This is a genomic window from Streptomyces xantholiticus, assembly GCF_014651015.1.
Taxonomy (GTDB): Bacteria; Actinomycetota; Actinomycetes; order Streptomycetales; family Streptomycetaceae; genus Streptomyces; species Streptomyces xantholiticus.
Map to the genome: position 1 here is coordinate 1 of NZ_BMWB01000038.1, position 23,816 is coordinate 23,816.

Sequence of the window (23,816 nt, forward strand, 5' to 3'; positions counted from 1 at the left end):
ACCGCCGAAGAAATCCTCGAATCCCTCGCCCGCTTCTGCCGACGGATCTCCGGCGCAGGACACTAGCCGCGGGCGCCCCAATCGGTGAAGGTGGCTGGATAGTTGGTTCAGAGAAGAAGTGCGTAAAGGGCCGGTCACCTCGTAGGTGATGGATCCTGGAGCAGGCCGGGCGGCGAGGGCCGACGGTCTGTGCCTCGGCCAGCGCGTCGGCTTCCCCAGTCTCGGCGAGCGCCCGGTACACGAGGCGGCCGACGGGGCCCTGCCGTTCCTCTCCGTCTTGATGGTCAGCTTCGGGTGATCATCCGAGCGCGGAGGGGGAGTGGGCGTCGCGCAGCAGCCGCCGTGGTTCGCCGGAACCGTCGGCGGGCACGGTCCAGAGGTCTTTGATGCCGTCGTCGTGTTGCTGGGCGTAGGCGAGGGTGGAGTTGTCCAGCCAGGCCGCTTGGTCGTCCACGCTGCGGGTTTCGGCCGTGGGGGTGACTCGGTCGGTGGCGAGGTCGAGCACGGTGAGCCGCCAGCCCCGTGTCGAGTCGCCGTTGATCGGTGCTTTGAACGCGATCCTGGTCCCGTCGGGCGAGAGCGAGGGACATTCGACGTGGTCGCGCAGGGTACGGACGGTTCGTGCGGCGAAGTCGCCTTGGACCAGGTGACGGTGCCCCTTGGTGTACATGGTTGCGTAAAAGGTGTTGTCGTCGTCGGTGAAGGTCACTCCCCAGTAATTGACGTCGACCGACTGATATGGCTTGCCGTCCTTGATGACGGCGAAGGTTTCCAGTGTCTTGAACAGGGTTCCCGTCTTGGTGTCGTAGATTCCGGTGCGGGTGGAGAAGTCCAGTGTGGCGTAGCTGTCGCCGCCGACGAAGGCGGTCCAGGAGACCATCCGGCCGCTGGTCGAGACGCGGACCCGGTTGGGGATGCCGCTGACCGGGATCGCTTTGCGTTCCTTGAGGTCCGCGTCGAGGATGCGCATCGTGACCGTGCCGAGTATCCCGTCGGCGTAGAGGCAGGCGACCGTTCCCGCGGCGGCGTAGATGCGATCGCACTTGGTCTTCGACACCGTGCGAGCGCCGCCCTGGGTGTCCTTGTCGACCGTGGTCACCTGCCCGGTGCTCATCAGGGTCAACAGCCGCGGGCCCGGCGCCAGCGACACCGTTTCGGCCGTGGTGGGCGCGTCGGGGGCCTTGGCCGATGAGCTGAGCTGGACGTAGCCGATCGCGACGCCGGCGAGTGCGATGGCGGCGGCCACCGTGGTGGCGATGCGAGCTGCGCGCCCGAACCGGGGCCATGAGGGCGGTGGGCTCAGCTGCTGCGTCTCGGTGTCGATCGTGGACTGCTCGCTCATGCGACCACCTCGGTGTTGGTAGTGGTGTCGGTTGATGGGTTGATCAGCAGGGATGCCGTGGCCACCACGGCCAGCACGGCAACGGCAGCGGCACACCGGCTGGCGGTGGCCGGGCCCCACAGCTGCCATGCGAGTCCGAACAGGACTGAGGAGGCGAGGTAGGCGAGAGCCTGGCCGGTCTGGATCAGCGCGATGCCTGTGGTGCGCAGATGCTCGGGCAGCACCGGGCCCGCCAACGCCATGAACACGCCGTCGGTCGCGGCATAGAAGAAGCCGTAGAGCAGCAGCACCACGGCCGGCAGTGGCCAGCCGTGCAGCGGGCCGAACAGCAACAGGTAGACCGCGACCAGCGCGGTGTAGCCGCCGAGCAGGATGGGCACCCGGCCAACCCGGTCGGCCAGCGCCCCCATGGGTATGGCCAGCAGCAGATAGGCCAGGCTGGCGCCGACCGCGAGCAGGGGGAACCAGCCGAGTGAGATCTCCTCGCGGCGTTGCAGGAGCAGAAAGACGAAGCCGTCGCCGATGACGGCGAAACCGAGCAGGCATGCCGTGATGAGCAGCCTGCGCACTGGCGCGGCCCGCAATAGCTCCAGGGCCTCCCGCGGGGAGACCACGACGGTGGGTGGGCGTTCGTCGTGCCGGTCCCGGACGAAGAGCACGAGAATCAGCACGCCGAGCGCGGCGATGCAGAAGCTGGTCACCAGGACGGCGTCGAAGGCCTGGCCCGCGGCCGCCAGCACGGCCAGCGCGACCAGCGGCCCCAGGAACGCGCCGAAGCTGTCCATCGCCCGGTGCACGCCGAACGCGCGACCCAACGCGTGCGTCGGGGCCGACAGCGTGATCAGCGCGTCCCGGGGTGCGGTACGCAGACCTTTGCCCGCCCGGTCGACGGCTATGACCAGCCCGATCGCGCTGGCCGAGCGGCCGACCGCGAGCAGCCCGAGCTTGGCCAGCGCCGACATGGCGTATCCGATGCCCGCCACCGCTTTGGGCTTGCGGACCCGGTCCGCAAGGTATCCGCCGATGAGCCGGAGCACAGCGGTCGCGCCGGTGTAGATCCCGTCGATCATGCCGTAGGCCAGCGGGCTCATCGAGAGCCCGAAGACCAGGTACACCGGCAGGATCGCGGTGACCATCTCGGCCGAGATGTCGGTGACCAAGCTGACCGTACCGAGCGCGAAGACGTTGCCGCCGACGACCGTGAGACCGCGTCGGCGCGAGCGGTCTGCGGTTTCTGTGGAGTCGGCCACGGGCCGATCGATTGAGGACAGGTACATGCGAGCGGGCCTTCCGGGGCGAGAACGGAACGGGGTGCTGTGACGACTCGGCAGCGGGCGGGTGCCCTCCCTGGCTGGGAGGGCACCCATCACCCGGCGCCGGTCAGTGACAGTTGTTGGTGCCGCTGTCGGTGAAGGTCTTGCCCGCCTCAGGGACGAACTGCCAGTCGTAGCTGTTGGCGTGCAGGGTCAGCTTCAGCACGCCCCAGGTGCTGCTGTTGCGGACTTCGCTGTTGGGCTGGATGGTGCCGAAGCCGCCCAGGCCGGTGCCGCCCATGCCGGCCACGAACTGCCGGATGCCGCGGGTGGTGTCCAGGGTGCCGTTGGCGTCCATCGGCTTGAACCGCTCGTAGTTGTGGTTGTGCCCGGTCACGATGACCTCGGCGTTGTGGTCGTACAACGCCTGGTACAGAGGCTTCACCGCGGTGTTCGGGCCGTGGCTGGAGCCGGAGGTGTAGCGCGGGTGGTGCCAGTAGGCCACCGTGCACGGCTTGGTGTTCGCGGCCAGGTCGTTGCGCAGCCACTGCTCCTGGGTCGAGCCGGCCGAGCAGGACACGATCGAGCAGTTGGAGTTGAGCGCGACGACGTGCCAGTTGCCCAGGTCGAAGGAGTAGTAGCCCTTGGTCGGGTCTCCTGCCGAAGCGCCGTAGTAGTTGAAGTACCCGGCCGCGCCTGTGGTGTGGTACTCGTGGTTGCCGGTGGCCGGCCGGGTGCGGGCCTTGTGCCGGCCCCATGACTGCTGGTAGCAGTTGGTGTAGTCGGAGGCCTTGCCGTCCGGGTAGGCGGTGTCACCGATGGCCATGACGGTGCCGGTGATGCCGTCCAGCAGGTTGGCGGTGGCCTCGTCGCCCGCAGTGCCGCAGTTGGCGATGTCACCGGCGCCGACCAGCACCGGGTCACCCGACGGCTGCGGTGACGATGTCGTGGGCGTGGGCGTGGGTGACGGGGCGGTGCCGGTGGTGATCACCATCTGCGGCGCGTCGGCGCCGGACTCGCGGGAGTCGTAGTACGCGCCGTTGGTGCTGGTGGAGGTGCCGCCGAAGCTGTACGTGCCGTTACCGGTCACCACCGAGGTCACGTCGATCTCGACCCACTGGTCGTTGGCCACCGATCCGAGCGATGCGACAGTGGCGCCGTCGATGATCGGCTTGTTGTTCCAGGTGACGCCGGTCTCCGACCAGGTGGTGTCGGTCATCGACTTCCAGGTGCCGCCGTTGCTGCTGTTGCCGCTGCTGGTGACGCGGATGCGCAACTTGGCGCCGGCGACGGCCTCGGTGAGGCCGCTGACGTTGAACTTCAGGAACGAGTGGCGCACCGGCGAGTTGTCCACCGTGAAATTCGCCGCAGTGCCGTAGTTCGTCGACGGGGTGGTGTCCTGTACGTAGGTGTCCCCGACCGGGTTGAGGGTCGTGGTGGCTGCCGAAGCCGTCGGGGTGAACGAGGACAAGGAGAAGACCGTGAGGATCATTGCGCTGACGGCGGTGACCGCCGCCCCCGCTTTGACCGCTCGGTGTCTGAACATGCAAAAGCCCTCCGCTTCCTGTTGTCGTGGGGGGCTTCACGGAAGATAGGGACACAGGCAGACCACCCGGTGATGAGACATAGGTCACACGATGGCTAACAGTTGAACGATCGACGGTGGTCGCGATCGGTGCGTTTGAACTCACTGGAACAGCGGGTTCCGTGCTGGCACACGAGTGCCGCAACGACACTCGCAGCGCAGGAGGGGACGCTCAGGCGGCCGATAGGCAGGCGTGGATACACATCCCGGAGGTCTTCCTGGCTTCGTGGTTCGAGGACGGCTTGCCCCTTCTTACTGAGGCGCAGCTCGCCGAGGCGCCGGCGTTCATCACCGAGCGCAAGGCCCGCGGAGAGTTCGCCGACGTGATCGGCCACCGGGCGGCTGGACGCCGATCCCGGCGGGGACGGCCAAGAATTCAACTAGGCGTCGTACCTACGAAACGAGCAAGCTACGCGGTCCCTCTCTCGGGCGGCTTTGGTTCCTCAACATGACGCTCTTGGCTCCGCGGCAAGGCTTTCAAGGCTCCCCCGGCCGAATGAGCCGCGCGCTTCTGGTCGCGCTGGGGGTCACGGTTCTCACGGGGCTCCTGATGTCGCTGGCAAGTTCGGTGGCCTCGGCGCATGTCCCGACGACAGACGGCACGTCCACCATCCGCCAGGACGGCTCGCTGGTCCGCTACCAGCTGGAGCTGGACTACGACATGCTCACCAAGGCCGCCGGCCTCGGCAAGCTCCCGCCCGGAGCGAAGGACGCGGAGCGCGAAGCGTTTCTTGAGGCTCGCCGCGACGAGCTGGCGTCATACCTGGCCGACCGCGTGACCGTCGCACTCGACGGCGTCCGCTGCGACGCCGAGCTCGAGGACACAGGAATCACGAAGCGCCAGAAGTTTCTGTACGCCCGCGTGCTTCTGATCCATAGTTGTCCGGGCGCGGCAAGCGGCGAGTTCACCGTGCGCTACGGGGTCTTTTCCCAGGCGGACGCCATCGGCGCCGATCACACCAACATCGTCGAATACCAGCTCGGCGGTGCCAGCGGGAGCGACGTCTTCGACGCCGGTCATCACGAATTGCGGGTCGGCGATACCGGTTCCCTCACGTCGATCGGCCGGTTCGTGACCCTGGGTGTGGAACACATCCTGCTCGGCATCGACCACGTGCTCTTCCTGGTGCTCCTGCTGCTCGGCGCGCGGGGATGGCGCAGCGTCGTCCGACTCGCGACCAGCTTCACCGTGGCGCACAGCGTTACTCTCGCCCTGGCCGTGCTCGGGTGGGTCCACGTTCCGGCCCAGATCGTCGAACCGCTGATCGCACTGTCCATTCTGTACGTCGCGGTGGAGAACATCGCGCGCGGCGAGTCGCGGCACCGCACCCTCGTCGTGTTCGGCTTCGGCCTGCTGCACGGGCTGGGCTTCGCCGGGGCGCTGAGCTTCACCGACGACCTCGGTGCCCGGTTGCTCGGCTCGCTGGTCAGCTTCAACATCGGCATCGAAATAGGCCAGCTCACGGTCGTTCTCCTGGTGTTCCCGCTGCTCTTGCTGGCACGCCGGTACTCCTGGTCGTCCGTGGCCCAGGTCGGCGCGTCCACCTTGTTCGGTGTCATCGGTCTGGTCTGGTTCGTCGAGCGCCTCCTGGCGCCGAGCGCCGCGTAGTCCGCTCGCCTCCGTTGGACCCGTCGACTCCCGTAACGCCCGCCGCTACGACTGCTCAGCCAAGGCTGCGTTCGACGAGCACCGTCCCGTTCTTGATCAGGTGGCCCGCACGGCCGTCCGGCTCCGCGGAGCGGAACCGCACGACGTTTTGGCCGAGGCTCTGAACACCTTGGGTGGCCTCGGCCTCGATGACACCCATGCGCGGCGCAGGCCCGGGCGTCTGTCCGGGGCGAGCTCCAGCGCGCCGCACTGAGCTGAACCGGATTTTCTGACGGCCCTTGGGCGTTGGTGCTCGTCACCTGTTGGGTGTCTGATGCGTTTTCGTTCAGCGGGCATGCAATGGTCCCGACGCGGTAGGCCCGTACATGCAGCTGGGACCCGTGGATGGAGGACGGAATGGCACTACATACCGGGAGAGGCGCGGATAGCGACGCGCGGCTGCGGCCGGTCGCGGCGCACGGGAAAGCCCGCAGCCGGGGTGATGTGTCCTGACGGGCTCAGCGGTCGAGGAGCCATGTGGTGAGGGCGCGTACCGCGCCGCTGACGGCTCCGGCGACGATGCTGCCGATGAGGGCGAGGATCTCCTTGCGGCGGGTGCGGTCGGCGTTGTGCGTGGTGCGGGTCATGGTGCGGCTCCCCGGGTAGAGGCTCGGCTGCTTGGTAGCGCCATGGAGCGGGTTCCGGGGAGTTTCCGGCGAACCGATACGACACCGGCGGGAAGTAACTAATTGGACTCCGTTAGGTCTGTCTCGATCTTGATGTTCTGTATGTCCTGCTGGGCAGGGGCTGTTGGCAGGTGTTCTTCGACTGCTCGGCGATGGTGTGGTCGCGGGTGGGGACCAGGGTGCCGATCAGCACGGTGTCCTTGCGGAACCGCTCCCGGGGCTGGAGCGCGAGGGATGGCCCGAGGTGGTCGACGATGCGGTCGGCGGCGGACTTGGACACCCCGAACAGCGGCGCCAGTTGGCGCAGGGTCAGGTTCGTCCGCCAGTAGGCGGCGACCAAGAGCACGCGGCCTCCAGCGGCAGGCTCCACGGCCGGCCCTTGCGCACACCGGATCTGCACCCTCGCGCCGGAGCGCGGTGACCAGCTTGCCGAACTGACGCGGACTCAGCCCGCTGAACGGGGCTATCCAGGAGGGCTCCGACGCCGGATCACACCAGACACGGCAAGATCATCTCACCCAGGACCAGTAGTTACGGGGCAGCGCTTAGTACTCCAGCCGTAGATCGCAATCTCGCTGGTCAGGGGCGGTGTGAAGACAGGTACGGCCGGCGGCAGGGCCCCTCCCACCGGCAAAGATCTCAGGTCGACGCAACCGACGACATCAGCTCCTCCAGCTTGTTGAGGCTCTGAGTCCAGCCTTCCTCGTGAAGAGCTTGGCGCCGCTCAGTGGCGAAGTCGCCCTGGGTGAAGACCAGCTCGGCCGAGGTACCGCCGATATCGCGAAGGGACAGCGTCACCACTGTCTCCCGATCCTCGGGATCGGGATCCTCCCACCGGAAGGTGTAGGACAGGCGTTCCGGAGGGTCGACCACAAGGAATTCCCCCACCAGGTGGAACCGATCGCCTTCCGGAGGCTGCATCGCGATCCGGTAACCACCTCCTGGCCGAAGGTCGCTTTCCACACTCGGGGTGGTGAACCCGTCGGGGCCCCACCACTTGGCCACTTCCTGCGGTTCGGTCAACGCTCGGAATACGACCGTACGCGGTGCGCGGAGGACACGTTGCATGTGCAGCCTCAGCCCGCCATCGTGCGTCATCACGAACCTCCTCCGGCCGAAGGCGTCGGGATTGACCACCGCACTTATCCTATGTATCCCCGCCGTAGGCTGCGATCTCACAGGTCAGGGGCGGTGTGGGGGGCAGGTGCGGCCACCGGTGATCATCGCGTGTTGTGTGGACAAACGAAGATCAAGCGGTGGCCGCAGGCCATAGCGTAGACCCCGCTCGCTGGCGGGACCTGTTCGATGCCCTGATGGGCCGGATCGCGGGCCGCTTCGCGCGGGTCGAACCGCGACGTCGCGCACGGGCCCTCGTCCTGGGACTGCTGTCGGACCTGCCACGGAAGAATTGCTGGACGATCGCCGAGCATGCCGGACACGCCACACCGGACGGCCTGCAGCACCTGCTGGCCCGGGCCAAGTGGGACGCCGAGGCAGTCCGCGACGACCTGCGCGGATACGTCGTCGAGCACCTCGGCGGCCAGGACGCCGTACTGGTCGTCGACGAGACCGGCGATCTGAAGAAGGGCACCCACACGGTCGGCGTGCAGCGCCAGTACACCGGCACCGCGGGCCGCATCGAAAACTCCCAGGTTGCCGTCTACCTCGTCTACTCAACTCCGGCCGGACACGCCGCGATCGACCGGGAGCTGTACGTCCCGCGCTCGTGGACCGATGACCCGGACCGCTGCCAGGCAGCCGGGATCCCCGCCGAGATCGGCTTCGCCACCAAACCGGCCCTGGCCACTACGCTGATCACGCGCACCCTGGACGCCGGCATCCACGCCGCCTGGGTCACCGGTGACGAGGTCTACGGCGCCAACCCACACCTGCGCGCCGCACTCGAAGCCCGGCAGACCGGCTACGTGCTCGCTGTCGCTTGCGACCACCAGATCCCCACCCACGCCGGGAAGCTCCGGGCCGACGCCCTGGCCAAGAAGCTGCCCAAACGGGCCTGGCAGCAACGCTCCGCAGGCACCGGAGCCAAGGGACTGCGCTTCTACGACTGGGCCGTGGCCGACATCACCGATGTCCGCCCCGGCCACCACCAACTGCTGATCCGGCGCAACCGCCGCACGGGCGAACTCGCCTTCTACCGCTGCTACTCGCCCGCTGCCGTTCCACTGGCCACCCTTGTGCGCGTCGCCGGACGCCGATGGACGATCGAGGAAACCTTCCAGTCCGGAAAGGGCCTGGCCGCACTCGACGAACACCAGGTCAGACGGTGGACGTCCTGGCGCCGGTGGGTCACCCTCGTGATGCTCGCGCACGCCTTCCTCGCCCTGACCGCCGCACAGGAACAGGCCCGCCATCCGTCCCCGGACGGGCTGATCCCGTTGACCTGCAACGAGATCCAGCATTTGTTCACCACGCTGATGGTCCAGCCCGCCCACGGCCCAGCTCACCGGCTTCGATGGTCCGACTGGCGACGACGACACCAAGCCCGCGCCCGCAACGGCCACTACCTGCAACAAACAGCCCAGACCCCATGAAGATCAAGATCTACGGCTGGAGTATTAGGCAACGCAAACTGCCCAAGCCTTCAGAATCCACGACTGTCCCCGCGGATATTTCTCGGCACTCACCCACCAACGCGTCTCGCTCTGGGGTCTACTCGAGGTCATTTGAGCGGGATAGGGTGCCGTCCACACCAGTTCGCCTGTGGTCGGCGAATACTCGCGGTGTATGGCCTCCCCGCCGCCGCCGCTTACTCGGTACCCTTCGGGACAAGTGACTGCGATTCCCTTGCCAGGCGAGCCGTCATTGGCTGATTCGCGATTGACGAGGATATAGTGGTCCACTGCGGCCGATGCGGATCCTCCGGCCAGCAAGGACACCGCCAGGGTTCCTGCCGCGACGGAGCCGGCGAGGAACGAGGGGATCCCTATTCGATATTTTCGCTGATTATCTGGCATTGATTCACTTTCGGACCTAGCATATGTCGAGCCTCACCTACCGAGTGTATTTGAGCCCTCGATTTCGCTCATGAGTAGTTGCTACTCAATTCCCCTTGCTGTTCGGCACAGCGTGAGCGGAACGCCCGATTATGCCGAATCGGCCCCTCGGTATTGGCGTTCCGGGCGATAGGTTCGCGGTGTCCTCTCCCGGCCGACCATCTCAGTTCGCGGGCGGCGGGAGTCGCGGTCCGCTCGTGGGTGGTGCAAGGGGTGTCCGGGTCGTTCGTCACCGGGGCCGGCTCCGGACGCCCTCGCGCTGTCACGGGGCCCGTTCTCAACTGGGCGCCACGGGCTGCTCGAGGAGCCCTCCGGCGCGGCGGAAGCCGCAGCGCCGGTACTGCGGCGCGCTGAGCGGGAAGGCCAGACGACCAGTGTGTCCAGGCCGTCACTGCAGGCGTAGCGGTTGACCTCTTTGGGAGGGCTTGGCCGATACCGCGATTGCGGCGTTCGGGGATGACGTAGAAGGCAAATCAACTCAGTTCAGCCGCGTGAGGTTTCATGGGGCTTGGGTTGTGCGGGCGAACGTGACAGGGCGATCGGACCGCGCATGGAATCCCGTGGATACGCTCTCGTTGAGTGATCGGCCGAGCCCGCCGCAAGAGCAGCGTTCGTTCAGGCTTGCGGGTGGGGCGCAGGTGGCCACCTTGTACCTCGGCGGGCAGGGCGAAGCTGTAGCGGCCGTGGAAGTTGATGTGCGCGAACAACTGCGGGGAGCGGCGGGAGATGTCCTCGTCGCGGACGTGTCGGCCCTCAGCGCGGACGGTGTCTGGCGTCGGTGGCGGACGACGAGATCGGCGAGGCCCTCGAACTGCTCTGGGGCACCTCGGCGGTCAACACCTGGAACTCCCGCCGGGCGGGGGTGCCGTCCTGGCTCGGCTGGTGCCGTGAGCGCGGCTATGAGGGCCGATGGTTCCGGCCTGGGCGAAGCGGCTGGCGGTGCCGGACTCCGAGACCCCGGCGCGCTCCAAGATGGCGATCGACCGGCTGATCGCGCAACGCGAGGTCCACCTGCGGGAGAGGACGCTGTGGCGGATGCTCTACGAGACCGCCGGGCGGGCCGAGGAGATCCTGGGCGTCAATATCGAGGAGGTGGACTTCGCCGGGCGTCGTTGCCTGGTCAAGGCCAAGGGCGCCCGGACCAAGGGCCGCCGCCGCGGCCAGGCGCGCGAGGACTACGTGCTGGAGACCGTGTACTGGGACGCCGGCACCGCCCGGCTCCTGCCCCGGCTGCTCAAGGGCCGCACCCGCGGACCGGTGTTCGTCACCCATCGCCGCCCAGGGCCGGGCAAGGTCGTCAGCCCCCGCGACGTCTGCTCGGACACCGGGCTGGCCAGGCTGTCGTACGAGCAGGCCCGAGCACTGCTGGACAAGCACACTCCGCCGCGGTCCCGGTACGGGCTGGGACCTGCACGAATACCGCCACTCCTCTCTGACCCACCTCGGCGAGCAGCACTCGTCACTCCTGATGCTCATGGCGAAGTCCCGGCACAAGAAACCGGAGAACGTCCGCCGCTACTTCAAGCCGTCCCCGGAGGCGATCGCCGAGCTCACGACCCTGCTCGCTCCCGGCGACAGCAGCCGATGAGCCTCGTTCCTTGATCGTTCTCACCGCTAACTGTGTGCCCCGCTCTCGTATGGCTACGGCGAACGGACACGTGGGGCTGGGCGTCTCGGACGGCGCGCACCTTCGACCCGCGGCTGCAGGGCATGAGCTGATCGCCGCCGCCAGCGCGGAGATAGCCCCCATCACCGCCCGCATCTGGGGGCGGGATACCCGCCAAGGACCTGGCCGCCGCCGGCCGCGTCCTCGCTCTGGTCACTGAGCGCGCCAGCGCGGAGCTTGCAGCGCTGACCGCCTGACCGCCCGGCCACCTGATCGAGCCGATCGAGGACCGGCCGGGACACCGGCAGGGGCGGGTGAGGTAGCTGAGGAGGAGCGCGGATGGCCCGCTTCCCGTCCCTCCTCGCGGGGCTGGCTCCTTGACACCGCGGCGCCTTTTTGGCCTTCTCGGCCCTCGGTCATAGTCGGCGCCATGGACTATGACGTAGTGGTGGCCGGAGGCGGCCCGGTCGGACTGATGCTGGCCTGCGAGCTCCGGCTCGGAGGCGCGCGGGTGGCCGTCCTGGAGCGCCTCACCGAAGTGGACCCGACGATCAAGGGCGGTGCGATCACCACGCCCAGCGCAGAGGCGCTCTACCGCCGGGGCATGCTGCCCGCGCTGGCCGAGGTGCAGCGGCAGGCGATGGACCGCTTCCAGGCATTCATGCGCGAACGGAACGGCGGGGACGGAGGCGGGGCCGCGGGCCAAGGGCTCGGGTTCGTCGGGCACTTCGCCGGAATCATGCTGCGCGCCGACCTGGTCGACCGTACGGAGCCGGGCCTCGGCGACGCCGGACCCGCCGCCGAGATCGCTTTCGTGGCGCAGCAGGACATCGAGCGGCTGCTCGGCGGGCGGGCGGACGAGCTCGGCGTCGACGTGCGCCGGGGAGTGGAGCTGACCGGCTTCGACGCGGACGACGGGGCCGTTACGGTGCGGACCAGCCACGGGGCCATACGCGCCGGCTGGCTCGTGGGCTGCGACGGCGGCCGCAGCACGGTCCGCAAGCTCGCGGGGTTCGAATTTCCCGGTACAGAACCGGAGATCACCTGTCACCAGGCGGTCGTGGAGATGAGCGGCGCCGAGGACCTGAAGGTCGGCTGGACCGCCACGGACACCGGGGTCTACGCCCACGGGCCGATGCCGGGACGCGTCGTCACCGTGGAGTTTGACGGCCCGCCGGCCGACCGGGACGCGCCGGTCACCACCGAGGACCTCCAGGCGCGGCTGCGCCGCGTATCCGGCGTGGACGTCACGATCACCGGGGTGCGGACCGCGACCCGCTTCACCGACCACGCCCGCCAGGTCACCGAGTACCGCAAGGGCCGGGTGTTGCTGGCGGGTGACGCGGCGCACGTGCACTCCGCGTTCGGGAGCCAGGGGCTGAGCCTGGGTATCGGGGACGCGATGAACCTCGGCTGGAAGCTCGCCGCGGTGATCGGCGGCCGGGCGCCGGAAGGGCTGCTGGACACCTACACCTCCGAGCGGCACCCGGTCGGTGCGTGGGTCCTGGACTGGACCCGGTCCCAGGTCGCGGCCATGCGCCCGGACCCGCAGTCCCGGGCCCTGCGCGAGATCGTCAGCGACTTGGCGGGGACGGTCGTGGGCACCACGTACCTCACCGCGCGGCTCAACGGTGCCGGGGGTCGGTACGAGCTGCCGGGCGAGCACCCGCTGACCGGCCGCAGCGCCCCGGACCTCGAACTCACCGACGGCGGCCGCCTCGCGGACCACCTCCACGGGGGCCGGGCGCTCCTGCTCGACCTCACCGACGACCCGGAGCTCCGGGCCCTCGCTGCGGGGTATGCCGGCCGCGTCGACACCCTGACGGCCGGCTGCCCGTCCCGCCCGGAACTGGCGGCGGTCCTCGTCCGTCCGGACGGCTTCACGGCCTGGGCGGCCGACGCGGGGGTGCAGGCGCCGACGTCGACGGCCGAGCTGGCGGAGGCGCTGGAGGAGTGGTTCGGAGTGCCAGAGGGTGCGGTGACGCCGGGCTGATCCGCCGCTCTGCTGACTGACTCGAACCACGAGCCGATCCCACTCACGGCCGCCGCACCCACCCGGTGTGGCGGCCGCCCGCACCCCAGTCCCGGCCCAGCAGCAGCCCGCACCGACCGCCTGCGTTTCGCGCCCGTGGCCGTCGCCTCCTACATCGGTGCCGCATACTGGTTCACCTCCTCCACCTCCTTCGCCAACCCGGCCGTGACCATCGGCCGGGCCTTCACCGACACCTTCGCGGGCATCGCCCCCGCCTCGGTCCCCGGCTTCATCGGCGCCCAACTCGCGGGTGTCGTGGTGGGTCTGGCCCTGGTGGCGGTCATCTTCATGGGCGGCCGGACCGGATCCGAGCAGCCCGCTGCATGACCCAGCGGGCAGACGTGGTGGTGATCGGCGGCGGCCAGGCGGGATTGGCCGCCGGTTACCACCTGCGCCGCCTCGGCGTGGACTTCACCGTGCTCGATGCGCAGTCCGCGCCGGGGGGCGCCTGGCAGTACATGTGGGACTCGCTGCACCTGTTCTCCCCGGCCGCCTACTCCTCGTTGCCCGGGCGCCTCATGCCGCCCCAGCCCGGCCAGACGTATCCGGACGGGAAACGCGTCGTCGACTACCTCGCCGACTATGAGAAGCGGTACGAACTGCCCATCCAACGCGGCATCCAGGTCGACGCCGTCCAACGCGACGGTCAGTTCCTGCGCGTGGAGAGCGGCTCCGGCTCCTGGCGAGCGCGTGCGGTCTTCAGCGCCATTGGCAGCTGGTCGCGCCCGTTCCTGCCCGCTGTCCCCGGCCGCGACGTCTTCACCGGCCGCCAGCTCCACACCGCGCAGTACCGCCGCCCGGCCGACTTCGCCGGACAGCGCGTCATCGTGGTGGGTGGTGGTAACTCCGGTGCACAGATCGCCGCCGACCTCGCCCACGAGACGGAACTGACGTGGGTGACCCGGCGTGAACCGCGCTTCCTCGCTGACGACATCGACGGCCGCATCCTTTTCGATGTCGCCACCGCCCGCCGCCGCGCCCTCGACGAAGAACGCACCGACACCGGCGGTGTCGCCTCGCTCGGCGAAATCGTCGCCGTGCCGCCCGTACGGGAAGCCGGGACGCAGGACTACTCAAGGCCCAGCCGATGTTCATCCGCCTCACCCCGGACGGCGTCGAGTGGGCCGACGGCAGCCGCGCAGAGGCCGACGCGATCATCTGGTGCACGGGCTTCCGCCCGGCCCTCTCTCACCTCGCGCCACTCGGGCTTCGCGGCCCGCGCGGGCACATAGCTACCATCGGCACCCGGGCCGTGGACGAACACCGCCTGCACGTGGTCGGCTACGGCGACTGGACCGGCGCGGCATCGGCCACCCTGATCGGCGTAGGCCGACCCGCTCGCGATGCGGCACATCAGATTTGCCGAACTGCTCCGCTGAGGCCCGTTCTTCGCGCCGCTCAGAAGGCGATGGTGGCGGTGTCCACCCAGCGAGCCAGCACGCTGAAAGCAGCCAGCTGCTCCAGCGCCTCATGCTCGGGCAGCTCGGGAAGACCGTCCTCGTGGCTGTTGGGGTTACGGATGCCCGCAACGCAGCCCTCGGCGAAGGCGGCCGCGCCGCGATGGACGGTCCGGAGGCGGTGCCGCGCCCGCGGGCGTAGGGGTGGACGTAGACCGAGTGCTCGACGACGCCGGCGTAGGCGCAGCGGCCGGAACCTTGGTGGCCGCGACCCAGCCCAGCACGGTGCCGTCGTCGTCCAGGGCGGCGAAGCGGTGTTCGGGCAGCTTGGTCGCGTCGAATGCCTGCCACGTGGGGGCGGTTGTTTCGAAGGTGGCGTTGCCTTCGTTGATGCCGAGTTGGTGGATGCGCAGCACTCGCTCGGCGTGCGCGGTGGTCAGCGGCGTGATGTTCATGAGCGAACCATGATCGCTCGGACGGCGGCCGGGGAAGCGTTCCAGTCCGGCGCCGTTGACCTGGTACCGGGTCGAGGCGCCGATCCGTTCGGCCGGCACGAAGCGGACATCGGCCAGGACTTTCAGGTGATGGGAGACCGTCGGCCGGCCGATCGGCAGGTGCTCGACGATCTCCCCGACAGCCATCGGGCGCCGCTCGGTTGGCAAGCAGGTTGAGCACCCGGACCCGCATGGGGTCGGCCAGACTTTGAACCACCCGGCGTACAGGGTGGCGTCTTCGGTGCTGAGCGCGGCCAAGACGCGCTTCGTCTGTGACCGTTCCATTGATGATCGGCGATAATCGATTGAGCAGCCGCCCCGGAAGAGTCCCGGGGGTTGCGGCTTCGTCAGGGGGTCGCGGCGGTGGCGAGGAGCTTGCCCATGGCGGCGAGGACGGACGGCTCGACGCGGTAGTAGACCCAGGTGCCCCGCCGCTCGGAGGTCAGCAGGCCGGCCTCTTTGAGCTTCTTCAAGTGGTGGGAGACAGTGGGCTGGGAGACGCCGACGTCGGAGATGTCGCAGACGCACGCCTCGCCGCCCTCGTGGGAGGCGACGGCGGAGAACAGGCGCAGCCGGACCGGGTCGCCGAGGGCCTTGAACATCTTCGCAGCCGTCTCGGCTTCCTCGGCGTTCATGGGGCGCTCGGTCAGCGGCGGGCAGCACGGCGCCGCGGCCTCGGCCGGTTCCATCAGCGGCAGCACCTGCACGTTCGACATGCGTCTATCTTGACATACGTCGAACTAGCGCGCCCAGGGATCGGTCAGCTATGGCCGGTGGGCCAGGCGGCGGGCGGCTCGAGCAGCGTCCCGGCCGACGCCCCGCAGCGAGTTCGACGACAGTGAGCGCTGCCATTCCAGCCCGACGAAGGCCGGCCCGGGGTGCGTCAGGGAGGCGCCGTCGCGGTGGCGGGGCCGCCCTGTGGCGTCGAGGGCGCCGAGCCCGGTGAGGTAGGGCAGGTCGGGGCGGTACCCGGTGGCCAGCAGGATCACGTCGATCTCCTCTGCGGTGCCGTCCGTCCATGTCGCCTTGCGGTCCTCCAGGGCGGTGAACAGCTCCCGGCGGTCCGGCATGCCCGCCGCCAGTGCGGCGCGGTAGCGGCCTTCGTCGATGACGGGCTGGCCCGGCGGAGTGCGCAGCAAGTCGCCGAGTGGGGCGGTGTCCAGGCCGGTTGCCTTGAGCCAGAAGTGCAGGTCCCGGCCGAGGACGTGCTGGCGGGCGAACTTAACCGGGTGGCGGCTGGCGAGCGTCACCTGCGCCACGGTGGCGAGCTCGGCCGCGATCTGCACGGCGGAGTTCCCGGCTTCCACGACGATGATCCGCTGTCCGGCGAAAGAGGCGGGGCCGCGGTAGTCGGCGGCGTGCAGCACCGTGCCAGGGAACTGCTCAAGGCCCGGCAATGCCGGCAGGTGCGGGCGTCCGAAGGTGCCGGACGCCGCGACCACCGCGCGCGCGGACAGCCGGCCGCCACCGGCCAGACTGAGGATGAAACCGGCCGCGTCCGGATGGACTTCGGTGACGCTGCTGCCGGTGCGGATGTCAGCGTCCAGGTGTGCGGCGTAGGAGGTGAGGTAGGCGACGACCTCGTCGCGGTGCGGGTAGCGGTCCGGGTCCCCGCCGTCGAACGGCATCCCCGGCAGAGAGCTGTACCGGGCGGGGGAGAACAAAGTGAGGCTGTCGTAGTAGCACGGCCACGAGCCGGCTGCCCGGTCGGACGCCTCCAGCACCACAGGCTTGAGCCCGCGCCGGATCAGCTCATACGCCGTGGCCAGCCCGGACTGGCCGCCCCCGATCACTGCGACGTCAACGTGCTCCATGAAACAACTCCAGATTCGACGTATGTCTATGTTGACGTTCATCGAAGCAGGTGTCATGCTTGCAGCGCAAGACATCGACAGGCATCGAAGCACCGAGGAGTCGTCATGAACGAGCCCGTCGCCCCCGCCACCGGCACCACCCCCAACTCCACCGAGACCGCGCCCTCGTGCTGCGGACCGGCCCCCGCACCGCCCGCCGATGCGACCGCTCCGGCCGAGTCCTCCCCGTGCTGCGGCAGCAGCGAGGGCGCGAAGGCGGCCGGAGCCTGCTGCGACCCGGCGGCCCAGCGCGAAGCCGTCGCCACCGGCACCGGCTGCTGCTGACAAGCCGACCCCCACCCACGCCCCTTTGTACGAGTCCGGAGACATGTGATGAGTGAGAGCCCCACCGTCCACCTGCCCGTCGTCGTGATCGGAGCCGGTCCCGCCGGCCTGGCCGCTGCCGCCCGCCTGATCGAGTACGGCCTCGAGCCGCTGGTGCTGGAGGCCGGAACGGCCGCTGGCGCCGCGGTGCGCGAGTGGAGCCACGTACGCCTGTTCTCCATGTGGGGCGAGCTCACCGACCCGGCCGCGGAGAAGCTGCTGGCCCCGACCGGCTGGGTGAAGCCGGACGCATCCACCTACCCGTCCGGCGGGGACTGGGCCGAGCAGTACCTCCAGCCCCTGGCCGAGGTCCTTGGCGAGCGCGTCCGCTTTGGCGCCACCGTCACCGGGGTCTCCCGCACCGGCCGCGACCGGATCGTGGACGCCGACCGCGAAGCACAGCCCTTCGTCGTGCACTTCGCCACTGCGGACGGCGGTGAGGAGAGGGTCTTCGCCCGCGCTGTCATCGACGCCTCCGGCACTTGGACCACGCCCAGCCCCGCCGGCGCCAGCGGCTTGCCCGCCCTCGGGGAGAAGGCAGCCGCCGACCGCATCACCTACCGCGTCCCCGACCTGAAGAACCCGGCCGTCCGCGCCCGCTACGCCGGCAAGCGCACGGCCGTCATCGGGTCCGGCGCCTCCGCCTTCACCGCATTGGCCACGCTCGCCGACCTCGCCGAGGCCGAGCCGGGCACGCGCGCGGTGTGGATCCTGCGACGCGGCATCAGCGGCTCCACGTTCGGCGGCGGCGATGCCGACCAGCTGCCCGCCCGCGGCGCCCTCGGGCTCGCCGCGAAGGCCGCCGTCGACAACGGGCACGCGGACGCAGTCACCGGCTTTCGCACCGAGGCGATCGAGCGGACGGCCGACGGCCGCCTGGTCCTGGTCGGTGAGGACGGCCGGCGCCTGGACCCGGTGGACGAGGTCATCGTGCTGACCGGCCTGCGCCCGGACCTGTCGTTCCTGTCCGAGATCCGCCTCGGTCTCGACGAGCGCCTCCAGGCCCCGGTCGAGCTGGCGCCGCTGATCGACCCCAACCAGCACTCGTGCGGCACCGTCTACCCGCACGGCCACCGCGAGCTGTCCCACCCCGAACCGGGCGTCTATCTGGTCGGCATGAAGTCCTACGGCCGCGCGCCCACGTTCCTGGCCATGACCGGATACGAGCAGGTCCGCTCCGTCGCCGCGGCCATCGCCGGCGACCTGGAAGCCGCCGAGCGCGTCGAACTCACCCTTCCCGAGACCGGCGTCTGCGGCGGCGCCGGCCTGTTCGACCAGCCCGCTGCTGAGGAGACCAGCGGCGGAGGCTGCTGCGCTGCCCCGGCCACCCTCACCATTGGTGCCGCCGCCTCTTCCGGCGGCTGCTGACCACCGTGCCGACAACCCAGGCCACCGCGGCCGCGACCGGGACGGGACTCCGATCGCGGCCGCGCGCCGTACTGCCCGCACTGTGCGCCACCCAGATCACCAGCTGGGGCATCGTCTACTACGCCTTCCCCGTCCTCAACCCCGCCATCACCGCGGCCACCGGCTGGCCGGCCGGAGCGACGACAGCCGCGTTCTCCGCCGCCCTCCTGGTCTCCGCCCTCGCCGGGATCCACGTCGGCCGGATCCTCGACCGCCGAGGCCCGCGCACGGTCATGACCACCGGCTCGATCCTGGGCGTACTGAGCCTCCTCCTCGTGGCCGCCGCCCCCAACCTCCTCGTATTCACCGCCGGGTGGCTGCTCGCAGGGCTCGCGATGGCATCCACCTTCTACCCGCCCGCCTTCGCCGCCCTCACCCGCTGGTGGGCGCCCGACCACGTCCGCGCCCTGACGATCGTCACCCTGGCCGGCGGCCTCGCCTCCACCGTCTTCGCACCCCTGACCGCCGCCCTGGAAAGCCACATGTCCTGGCGCGCGACCTACACGGTGCTCGCCGGGATCCTCGCCCTCCTGACGATCCCCGCCCACGCCCTTGCACTGAAGGCACCGTGGCCCCCGGCCGCAGACGGCCCCGCCCACCCCGCCCAGGGAACAAAAGACGTCGTGCGCAGCCGGCCGTTCTGGATGCTGGCCGCCACGCTCACACTCTCGGCGTTCGCGATGTACGCCGTCGTCATCGCGCTCGTTCCGCTCCTGCTCGAACGCGGCTACTCCACTGCGCAGGCTGCCTGGGCCCTCGGCTTGGGCGGCGTAGGACAGACCCTCGGGCGCACCATGTACGCAACGCTCGCCCGCCACACCGGGGCGACCTTGCGCACCAGCATCCTGGTCGCGCTCGGCGGCCTCACCACCGTGGCCCTCGCAGCCATTTCCGGCCCGTACATCCTGCTGGTCATCCTCTCCGTACTGGCGGGAACGGTCCGCGGCAACCTCACCCTTCTCCAGGCCACAGCGGTCACCGACCGATGGGGCACCTCCCACTACGGACGGCTGTCCGGACTCCTCGGCGCTCCCTCTCACACCGCGGCCGCGCTCGCTCCCTTTGCCGGAGCCGCCCTGGCCGGCCCACTCGGCGGCTACCCGCAACTGCTCGTACTGCTGGCCGCGCTGTCCGGCCTTGCAGCCACGACGGCCCTTGCCACCAGTACTCCACGCAACGCCCCAAGTTCACCCATGGGCACAGGCAGGGTCAGCGACGGCTGAGATCGGCGGCATACTCCGGGCCGAAGCCCTGGGCGTCGCGCTGCCAGTTGTCGGCGGTGCTCTGATGGAAGCCCGGAAGCCGGCTGACGACGAACGCCGGAAGCTCGGAGGCGAGCTCGATCAAAGCCGACCGGTGAACGACCTGGCACCGGATGCCGACTGCCTTAAGCCCCACCGCCAGGGCATGGGGAGTGAGGGGCATCCCGTGTGGGAACCGGGGAACAGCCACGTGGACTCGTGCACAGGAACGGTGACGGCCTTCCCCCGGCGTCTGCGGACCAGGGCACGGACGAGTTCGTCGAGAGGTTCAGGGAGAGTGACCGGTTCGCTGCCGAGCTGCAGGGTGACGGTGTGCCCGTCGTCGGTGACGTGGTGAGTGGTGAGCTGGACAATCCGGCAGAGCTGCCCGCGCCGCGAGCAGCGCGTCTGGTCCAAGCTGCGGCACACCGAGACATCCGACGCGGCTGTGGTTGGCTTCACCGGCCGCCCGGACCGCCCCGCCGCCCTCGTGCTTCAGCTCGCCGAACGCACCCCCGACCCGCCCTCACGGCGCCACTGTCCACCGCGCTGCGCCTGCAGGCCGCCAGGTCGCCAACCACTCAGCCGCCCGCCCCGAGGCCTCCCACCCGATCACCAACTGGAGAGAACAAGTGGCCACCGTCTCCAGCACGGACACCATCGTCACCTTCGCCGCCGCCTTCGCGACCCTGTGGACCGCCCACACCGTCGGGGACCAACTGGGTACAGACCTCGGTCCAAAGCGCCGACGGGGGCCAGCACGACCGCAACCCGGGCCAGTCCAGCCGCATCGGCCGACTCGCCTGCACCCGACACGTCATCGGCCTGACCCTCACCAAGGCGCTGCTCCTGGCGCTCGCCGCCGTCGTCCTCGACCTGCCGCTGGGCCTCGCCGGAGTCACCGCCGGCCTCGGTCTGGACGCCGCCTCGCACTGGTGGGCGGACCGACGCTCCAGCCTCACCTGGCTCGCCGAGGTCACGGGAAAGAGCGAGTTCTACAGCCTCGGCACCGGCGCCCACCCGGCGCACCCCATCACCGCAGAAGGCAAGCCCGCCGGTCACCTTGGGACGGGGGCCTATGCGCTCGACCTCCTCTGCACCAACCAGGCCGCACTCCGATGAACTCCTCGCAACAGGATTCGCGAGACATCCTCGGAGCTGGAAAGCCCAGATCAATTCGATAGCGTCCACTCGCGAGTCGACCACCTAATGGGTGCAGTCGACTGACCCGATCCTGGTCCCTCCTCGGCTGATGACGCAGAAGGCCACCCACCTCGACGACGTCGGTGACGACATCAGCGCCGGCGAGGCCGTGAGGGCTGTCGGCCAAGCCGTCCACACCTCGAGCCAAGGGTCTCAACCGCGCGTTCGGCCTCGCCCGGCTGATCACGGCGACCCGGTGGCCCGGATGGCCCCGGTCAGCCGGGAGATGACCTGACCTACATGTCTATCCACACCCTGGGGCCGCCCAAGTCGTACTGAACCTTCTCGCGATCATCGACAGCCTTCTCGGGCAGGACGGCGACCTCGTCGATCCACTGCCGGACTCGCGCCTCGAAGTCCACGTGGCCGACCTCGTGGTGGGCGGCCACGTAGCGCAGGACGGGCGGCTTCTTCCACCAGTCCTTCTGGTGCAGGGCGGCCTTGCGGACGTAGATCTCGGAACCGACCGCGTTGGTATGGAAGTTCACCTCCAGGTGCTGCGGGCGGTCCGGCCCGGTCACGGCCAGCGTGTCGACGAGGCGCAAGCTCTGTCGCATGTAACGGATGTGGCGCTCGGTACGCGGAATGCCCTCATCGTCGATCTTCGCGCTCCCGCAGGAGTACCCCGCGGCCTCGAAGGCGTCGAGGACCACCTCGTGCAGCGGCGTCGCGCCGATGCGCAGGGGGTCGCTGTCCGTCCGGTCCTCGATGCCATCGGCCTCTACCTCGGTGTAAAGAGCCAGGCGCACCCCTTGGAGCTGCCTCCCCTGCACCTCGGACACCGGGCTCTCCCACTGGAGCCGGTACCGCAGGGGCACCCGTGTCTCCTGGCCCTTCTCTACGTGAAGTGGCTGCTCACGGGGAAGTGCGCGAACGTGTCGCCCGACTCCGTGTCGACCACGTCGCTCTTGCCGACGGCGGGTGACGCGCTGGCGACGAGCTTCACGTTGACGGTCCGCACCCTCACGTCCCGGTCGGGTGCGCGCAGCACGATCTCCCCGCGCAGCAGCCCTCCCGGCTGCAGCGCCTCGTCCGGTATGACGGTATCGATCTCCAGCGGAATCCGGGTCCCGCCGCTCCCCTTGCTGCCCAGCAGCCGTTTGAACACCATGCGCGCAGGCTAGCCGTTCACGCATCGTCAATGATCCGCGACAGCGGGTCAGCTGGGCCCGCCGTCCCTCAGAACCTCGATCGAGAAACCATCGAAGCCGGTCCCAGCGCAGCATGTAGTACGCGTAGCTGCGGCCGGTGAACGGCCGATTGTCGTCCGTACGCGCCGAGGACGGACGGCGTACCCGGGTACCTGATCTCCAGCCCGACGGCGGAGCCGACTCGAAAAACGGTTGCTCGACCCATGCTCAGGGCACTGGGTAGGCCCTGCACACCTCTCCTTGGGACTCGTGATCGCCATGTCCCACGAGCCCGAGAAGGTGCAGTTAACACACCAGAGCTTCCACGTCTTCTTCCTCTTCCTGGCAGCCCTTCTCATTGCCGCACTGTGACCCTGCCTCCCACTGCTCGCCGTTTCGAGAAAGGCCCCACCGTGACCAGCAGGCTGACGTTGCAGCAGGAGATCGACGCGGCAATCGCCATCGTCCGAGTCGGACTCGACCGACTCCGCGACGCCGCAACCCGCAGCGAAGACATCGCCCCGCACGCCGCCGTCCTGGGCGCCCTGTACGACTCCCAGGCCCCGGACAACGGAGTCCTGGCGGCCGTCGGTGACATCATCGGCACCTTCACCGTCTCCATCACCGAAGTCGACGACGAACGGATCGACCAGGTTGTGGAACTCCTGGACGAGGCCCAGGCCCACGCCCAGGACAGCACCGGCGACCGCATCCGCCGCGCACTGGAGACTATGGCACCGCTGCTGCCGCGCTGCGGCGGCTGCGGCCAACAGAAGCCGGACGTCAAGGCGATAAAGGACCCGTTCACCGAAGCCCTGTACCCGGAGGCCACCGACCACGAGACCGTCCACCTGTGCCCGCCCTGCGCCACCGCCCGGTTCGAGGAGAGCTGACCGCGGTCCCATCGCTCCCACGGTTCCCGGCCTCCGGATCGGCGGATCGGAGGCCAAGCAAGGGCGTGCGTCCCCTCAGCGTTGGCCCCCGCCCGCGTCCATCCATGACTGTCGGTCGTCGGCGAAAGGCGTGGCTGCGAGCCGCAGGCGCGATCGCCCTGCAAGAACTCGGCTTCGCGGAATCCATCGACGATTGCGGCACTTCCAAGGCAGCGACGACCTCCGCGGTACTTCTTCCACGTCACCTCTGACGGGCGCCAGGAGTCGCCGACCGAGTGCGGATCGCCTCTGATCGCGTTCCCGGGATCGCGATCGAGGAAATTCGGCACCGACACCTACCGCAGCAACTGACGGGGGCGCATGCTGTGCGCACCTGCCAGCAGATCTGTCCCCCGCCGGCAGGGAGCCGTCCCTCCCGGCCCTCCCCACGGGAGGGCCGACGCCTGCCCGAATTCGGGTTCTAGTAGTGCTTTGTTAGGTTGTGTCGTAGGGCTGCCAGGGGGTGGGGTGTCGGCAGGTGGGGCAGGTGCCGGTCCAGGTGGCGAGTAGGTGTTGGAGGAGGTCCAGGGCCTGGTAGAGGGGCAGGCCCTGGCAGGGGCTTTTGGGCAGGTCCGTTGTTCGGTGAGGAACAGGTGGGCGGCGGTGACGAGTGTGACGTGGCGGTGCCAGTCGGTGAACGAGCGGCCCTCGAAGTGGTCGAGGCCGAGGCTGGTCTTGAGTTCGCGGTAGTCGTGCTCGATCCGAAGTGCGAGCAGCCGGCGCGGTCGA

At 69.3% G+C, this 23,816-nt stretch carries 19 protein-coding genes and 11 pseudogenes; 16 read left to right on the forward strand and 14 right to left on the reverse strand.

What is annotated here, in order from left to right; translation table 11 throughout:
• Positions 1-148: 148 nt before the first annotated feature.
• On the forward strand, positions 149-298 hold the full coding sequence (locus IE198_RS32665) for a hypothetical protein (protein ID WP_189893252.1): 150 nt from the start codon (positions 149-151) through the stop codon (positions 296-298).
• On the opposite strand, the gene IE198_RS32670 is transcribed toward IE198_RS32665, so the two are convergent.
• From IE198_RS32670 to IE198_RS32680, 3 genes are all read right to left on the reverse strand, one after another.
• On the reverse strand, positions 299-1,342 hold the full coding sequence (locus IE198_RS32670) for a TolB family protein (RefSeq protein ID WP_229834717.1): 1,044 nt from the start codon (positions 1,340-1,342) through the stop codon (positions 299-301).
• Positions 1,339-2,592 carry an MFS transporter gene (locus IE198_RS32675; protein WP_229834719.1) on the reverse strand — a complete coding sequence of 418 codons (1,254 nt, stop codon included), beginning with the start codon at positions 2,590-2,592 and terminating at the stop codon, positions 1,339-1,341. The genes IE198_RS32670 and IE198_RS32675 overlap by 4 nt, the downstream gene beginning before the upstream one ends.
• A gap of 130 nt (positions 2,593-2,722) precedes the next feature.
• Positions 2,723-4,141 carry a CBM96 family carbohydrate-binding protein gene (locus IE198_RS32680; protein ID WP_189893256.1) on the reverse strand — a complete coding sequence of 473 codons (1,419 nt, stop codon included), beginning with the start codon at positions 4,139-4,141 and terminating at the stop codon, positions 2,723-2,725.
• A gap of 535 nt (positions 4,142-4,676) precedes the next feature.
• Here IE198_RS32680 and IE198_RS32685 point away from each other — a divergent pair.
• Positions 4,677-5,789 carry a HupE/UreJ family protein gene (locus IE198_RS32685; RefSeq protein WP_189893258.1) on the forward strand — a complete coding sequence of 371 codons (1,113 nt, stop codon included), beginning with the start codon at positions 4,677-4,679 and terminating at the stop codon, positions 5,787-5,789.
• A 58-nt stretch (positions 5,790-5,847) separates the two neighbouring features.
• Positions 5,848-6,044 (forward strand): annotated as a pseudogene (locus IE198_RS35880) (ABC transporter ATP-binding protein); the annotation flags it as partial.
• A gap of 242 nt (positions 6,045-6,286) precedes the next feature.
• Here the strand turns inward: IE198_RS35880 and IE198_RS36245 are convergent.
• The 3 genes and pseudogenes from IE198_RS36245 to IE198_RS32700 all read right to left on the reverse strand — a co-directional run bounded on the left by IE198_RS36245 (position 6,287) and on the right by IE198_RS32700 (position 7,591).
• On the reverse strand, positions 6,287-6,415 hold the full coding sequence (locus IE198_RS36245) for a hypothetical protein (RefSeq protein WP_268246520.1): 129 nt from the start codon (positions 6,413-6,415) through the stop codon (positions 6,287-6,289).
• A 172-nt stretch (positions 6,416-6,587) separates the two neighbouring features.
• A pseudogene (locus IE198_RS32695) lies at positions 6,588-6,956 on the reverse strand (helix-turn-helix domain-containing protein); the annotation flags it as partial.
• Between the two features lie 137 nt (positions 6,957-7,093).
• Complete coding sequence (locus IE198_RS32700) at positions 7,094-7,591, reverse strand: SRPBCC family protein (RefSeq protein ID WP_229834723.1); 498 nt, start codon at positions 7,589-7,591, stop codon at positions 7,094-7,096.
• A gap of 176 nt (positions 7,592-7,767) precedes the next feature.
• On the opposite strand from IE198_RS32700, the gene IE198_RS32705 reads away from it, so the two are divergent.
• The 6 genes and pseudogenes from IE198_RS32705 to IE198_RS32725 all read left to right on the forward strand — a co-directional run.
• Complete coding sequence (locus tag IE198_RS32705; RefSeq protein WP_189893262.1) at positions 7,768-9,006, forward strand: IS701 family transposase; 1,239 nt, start codon at positions 7,768-7,770, stop codon at positions 9,004-9,006.
• 1,225 nt (positions 9,007-10,231) lie between these two features.
• Positions 10,232-11,056: pseudogene (locus tag IE198_RS32710) on the forward strand (tyrosine-type recombinase/integrase); the annotation flags it as partial.
• Between the two features lie 82 nt (positions 11,057-11,138).
• Positions 11,139-11,331 (forward strand): annotated as a pseudogene (locus tag IE198_RS35885) (MarR family transcriptional regulator); the annotation flags it as partial.
• Between the two features lie 173 nt (positions 11,332-11,504).
• Entirely contained in the window at positions 11,505-13,067 is a 1,563-nt protein-coding gene (locus tag IE198_RS32715; RefSeq protein WP_229834725.1) for an FAD-dependent monooxygenase, read from the forward strand.
• Between the two features lie 105 nt (positions 13,068-13,172).
• Positions 13,173-13,433, forward strand: a pseudogene (locus IE198_RS32720) (aquaporin family protein); the annotation flags it as partial.
• A pseudogene (locus IE198_RS32725) lies at positions 13,430-14,466 on the forward strand (ArsO family NAD(P)H-dependent flavin-containing monooxygenase); the annotation flags it as partial. The pseudogenes IE198_RS32720 and IE198_RS32725, both read left to right, overlap by 4 nt.
• A gap of 38 nt (positions 14,467-14,504) precedes the next feature.
• On the opposite strand, the gene IE198_RS36460 reads toward IE198_RS32725, so the two are convergent.
• Positions 14,505-14,750 carry a TIGR02391 family protein gene (locus IE198_RS36460; protein WP_189893338.1) on the reverse strand — a complete coding sequence of 82 codons (246 nt, stop codon included), beginning with the start codon at positions 14,748-14,750 and terminating at the stop codon, positions 14,505-14,507.
• Positions 14,678-14,958: pseudogene (locus IE198_RS32735) on the reverse strand (GNAT family N-acetyltransferase); the annotation flags it as partial. The pseudogene IE198_RS32735 and the gene IE198_RS36460, both read right to left, overlap by 73 nt.
• Between IE198_RS32735 and IE198_RS35895 the strand changes: the two are divergent.
• A complete protein-coding gene (locus IE198_RS35895) occupies positions 14,905-15,174 on the forward strand; it encodes a hypothetical protein (RefSeq protein WP_229834728.1) in 270 nt (89 codons plus the stop codon). The pseudogene IE198_RS32735 and the gene IE198_RS35895 overlap by 54 nt on opposite strands.
• Here the strand turns inward: IE198_RS35895 and IE198_RS36850 are convergent.
• From IE198_RS36850 to IE198_RS32750, 3 genes and pseudogenes are all read right to left on the reverse strand, one after another.
• Positions 15,100-15,282: pseudogene (locus IE198_RS36850) on the reverse strand (hypothetical protein); the annotation flags it as partial. The gene IE198_RS35895 and the pseudogene IE198_RS36850 overlap by 75 nt on opposite strands.
• 62 nt (positions 15,283-15,344) lie before the next feature.
• Entirely contained in the window at positions 15,345-15,713 is a 369-nt protein-coding gene (locus IE198_RS32745; protein WP_189893264.1) for an ArsR/SmtB family transcription factor, read from the reverse strand.
• 48 nt (positions 15,714-15,761) lie between these two features.
• The gene (locus tag IE198_RS32750; protein ID WP_189893266.1) at positions 15,762-16,811 is read right to left on the reverse strand and encodes a flavin-containing monooxygenase; all 1,050 of its coding nucleotides are present in this window, start codon (positions 16,809-16,811) and stop codon (positions 15,762-15,764) included.
• Positions 16,812-16,916: 105 nt separating this feature from the next.
• Between IE198_RS32750 and IE198_RS32755 the strand changes: the two genes are divergently transcribed.
• Genes IE198_RS32755 through IE198_RS32765 form a run of 3 tightly spaced genes read left to right on the forward strand, consistent with a single transcriptional unit; the run spans position 16,917 to position 19,804 of the window.
• Positions 16,917-17,135: a hypothetical protein gene (locus tag IE198_RS32755; RefSeq protein WP_189893269.1), complete on the forward strand. Its 219-nt coding sequence runs from the start codon at positions 16,917-16,919 to the stop codon at positions 17,133-17,135.
• 48 nt (positions 17,136-17,183) lie between these two features.
• Positions 17,184-18,542: an NAD(P)-binding domain-containing protein gene (locus IE198_RS32760; RefSeq protein ID WP_189893271.1), complete on the forward strand. Its 1,359-nt coding sequence runs from the start codon at positions 17,184-17,186 to the stop codon at positions 18,540-18,542.
• Between the two features lie 5 nt (positions 18,543-18,547).
• The gene (locus tag IE198_RS32765) at positions 18,548-19,804 is read left to right on the forward strand and encodes an MFS transporter (protein ID WP_189893272.1); all 1,257 of its coding nucleotides are present in this window, start codon (positions 18,548-18,550) and stop codon (positions 19,802-19,804) included.
• Here IE198_RS32765 and IE198_RS32770 read toward each other — a convergent pair.
• Complete coding sequence (locus IE198_RS32770) at positions 19,791-19,928, reverse strand: hypothetical protein (protein ID WP_189893274.1); 138 nt, start codon at positions 19,926-19,928, stop codon at positions 19,791-19,793. The genes IE198_RS32765 and IE198_RS32770 overlap by 14 nt on opposite strands.
• 113 nt (positions 19,929-20,041) lie before the next feature.
• Here IE198_RS32770 and IE198_RS36465 point away from each other — a divergent pair, with 113 nt between their 5' ends.
• Together IE198_RS36465 and IE198_RS35900 are read left to right on the forward strand one after the other, a co-directional pair.
• Complete coding sequence (locus IE198_RS36465; RefSeq protein ID WP_308426899.1) at positions 20,042-20,944, forward strand: hypothetical protein; 903 nt, start codon at positions 20,042-20,044, stop codon at positions 20,942-20,944.
• A gap of 124 nt (positions 20,945-21,068) precedes the next feature.
• Positions 21,069-21,304: pseudogene (locus tag IE198_RS35900) on the forward strand (acyl-CoA dehydrogenase); the annotation flags it as partial.
• Here the strand turns inward: IE198_RS35900 and IE198_RS35905 are convergent.
• Positions 21,262-22,136 (reverse strand): annotated as a pseudogene (locus tag IE198_RS35905) (sporulation protein). The pseudogenes IE198_RS35900 and IE198_RS35905 sit on opposite strands and share 43 nt — an antisense overlap.
• A gap of 432 nt (positions 22,137-22,568) precedes the next feature.
• On the opposite strand from IE198_RS35905, the gene IE198_RS32785 reads away from it, so the two are divergent.
• Positions 22,569-23,048, forward strand: coding sequence for a hypothetical protein (locus tag IE198_RS32785; RefSeq protein WP_189893278.1), 480 nt, complete (start codon positions 22,569-22,571; stop codon positions 23,046-23,048).
• Between the two features lie 548 nt (positions 23,049-23,596).
• Here IE198_RS32785 and IE198_RS32790 read toward each other — a convergent pair.
• Positions 23,597-23,791 (reverse strand): annotated as a pseudogene (locus IE198_RS32790) (IS701 family transposase); the annotation flags it as partial.
• Positions 23,792-23,816: the final 25 nt, after the last annotated feature.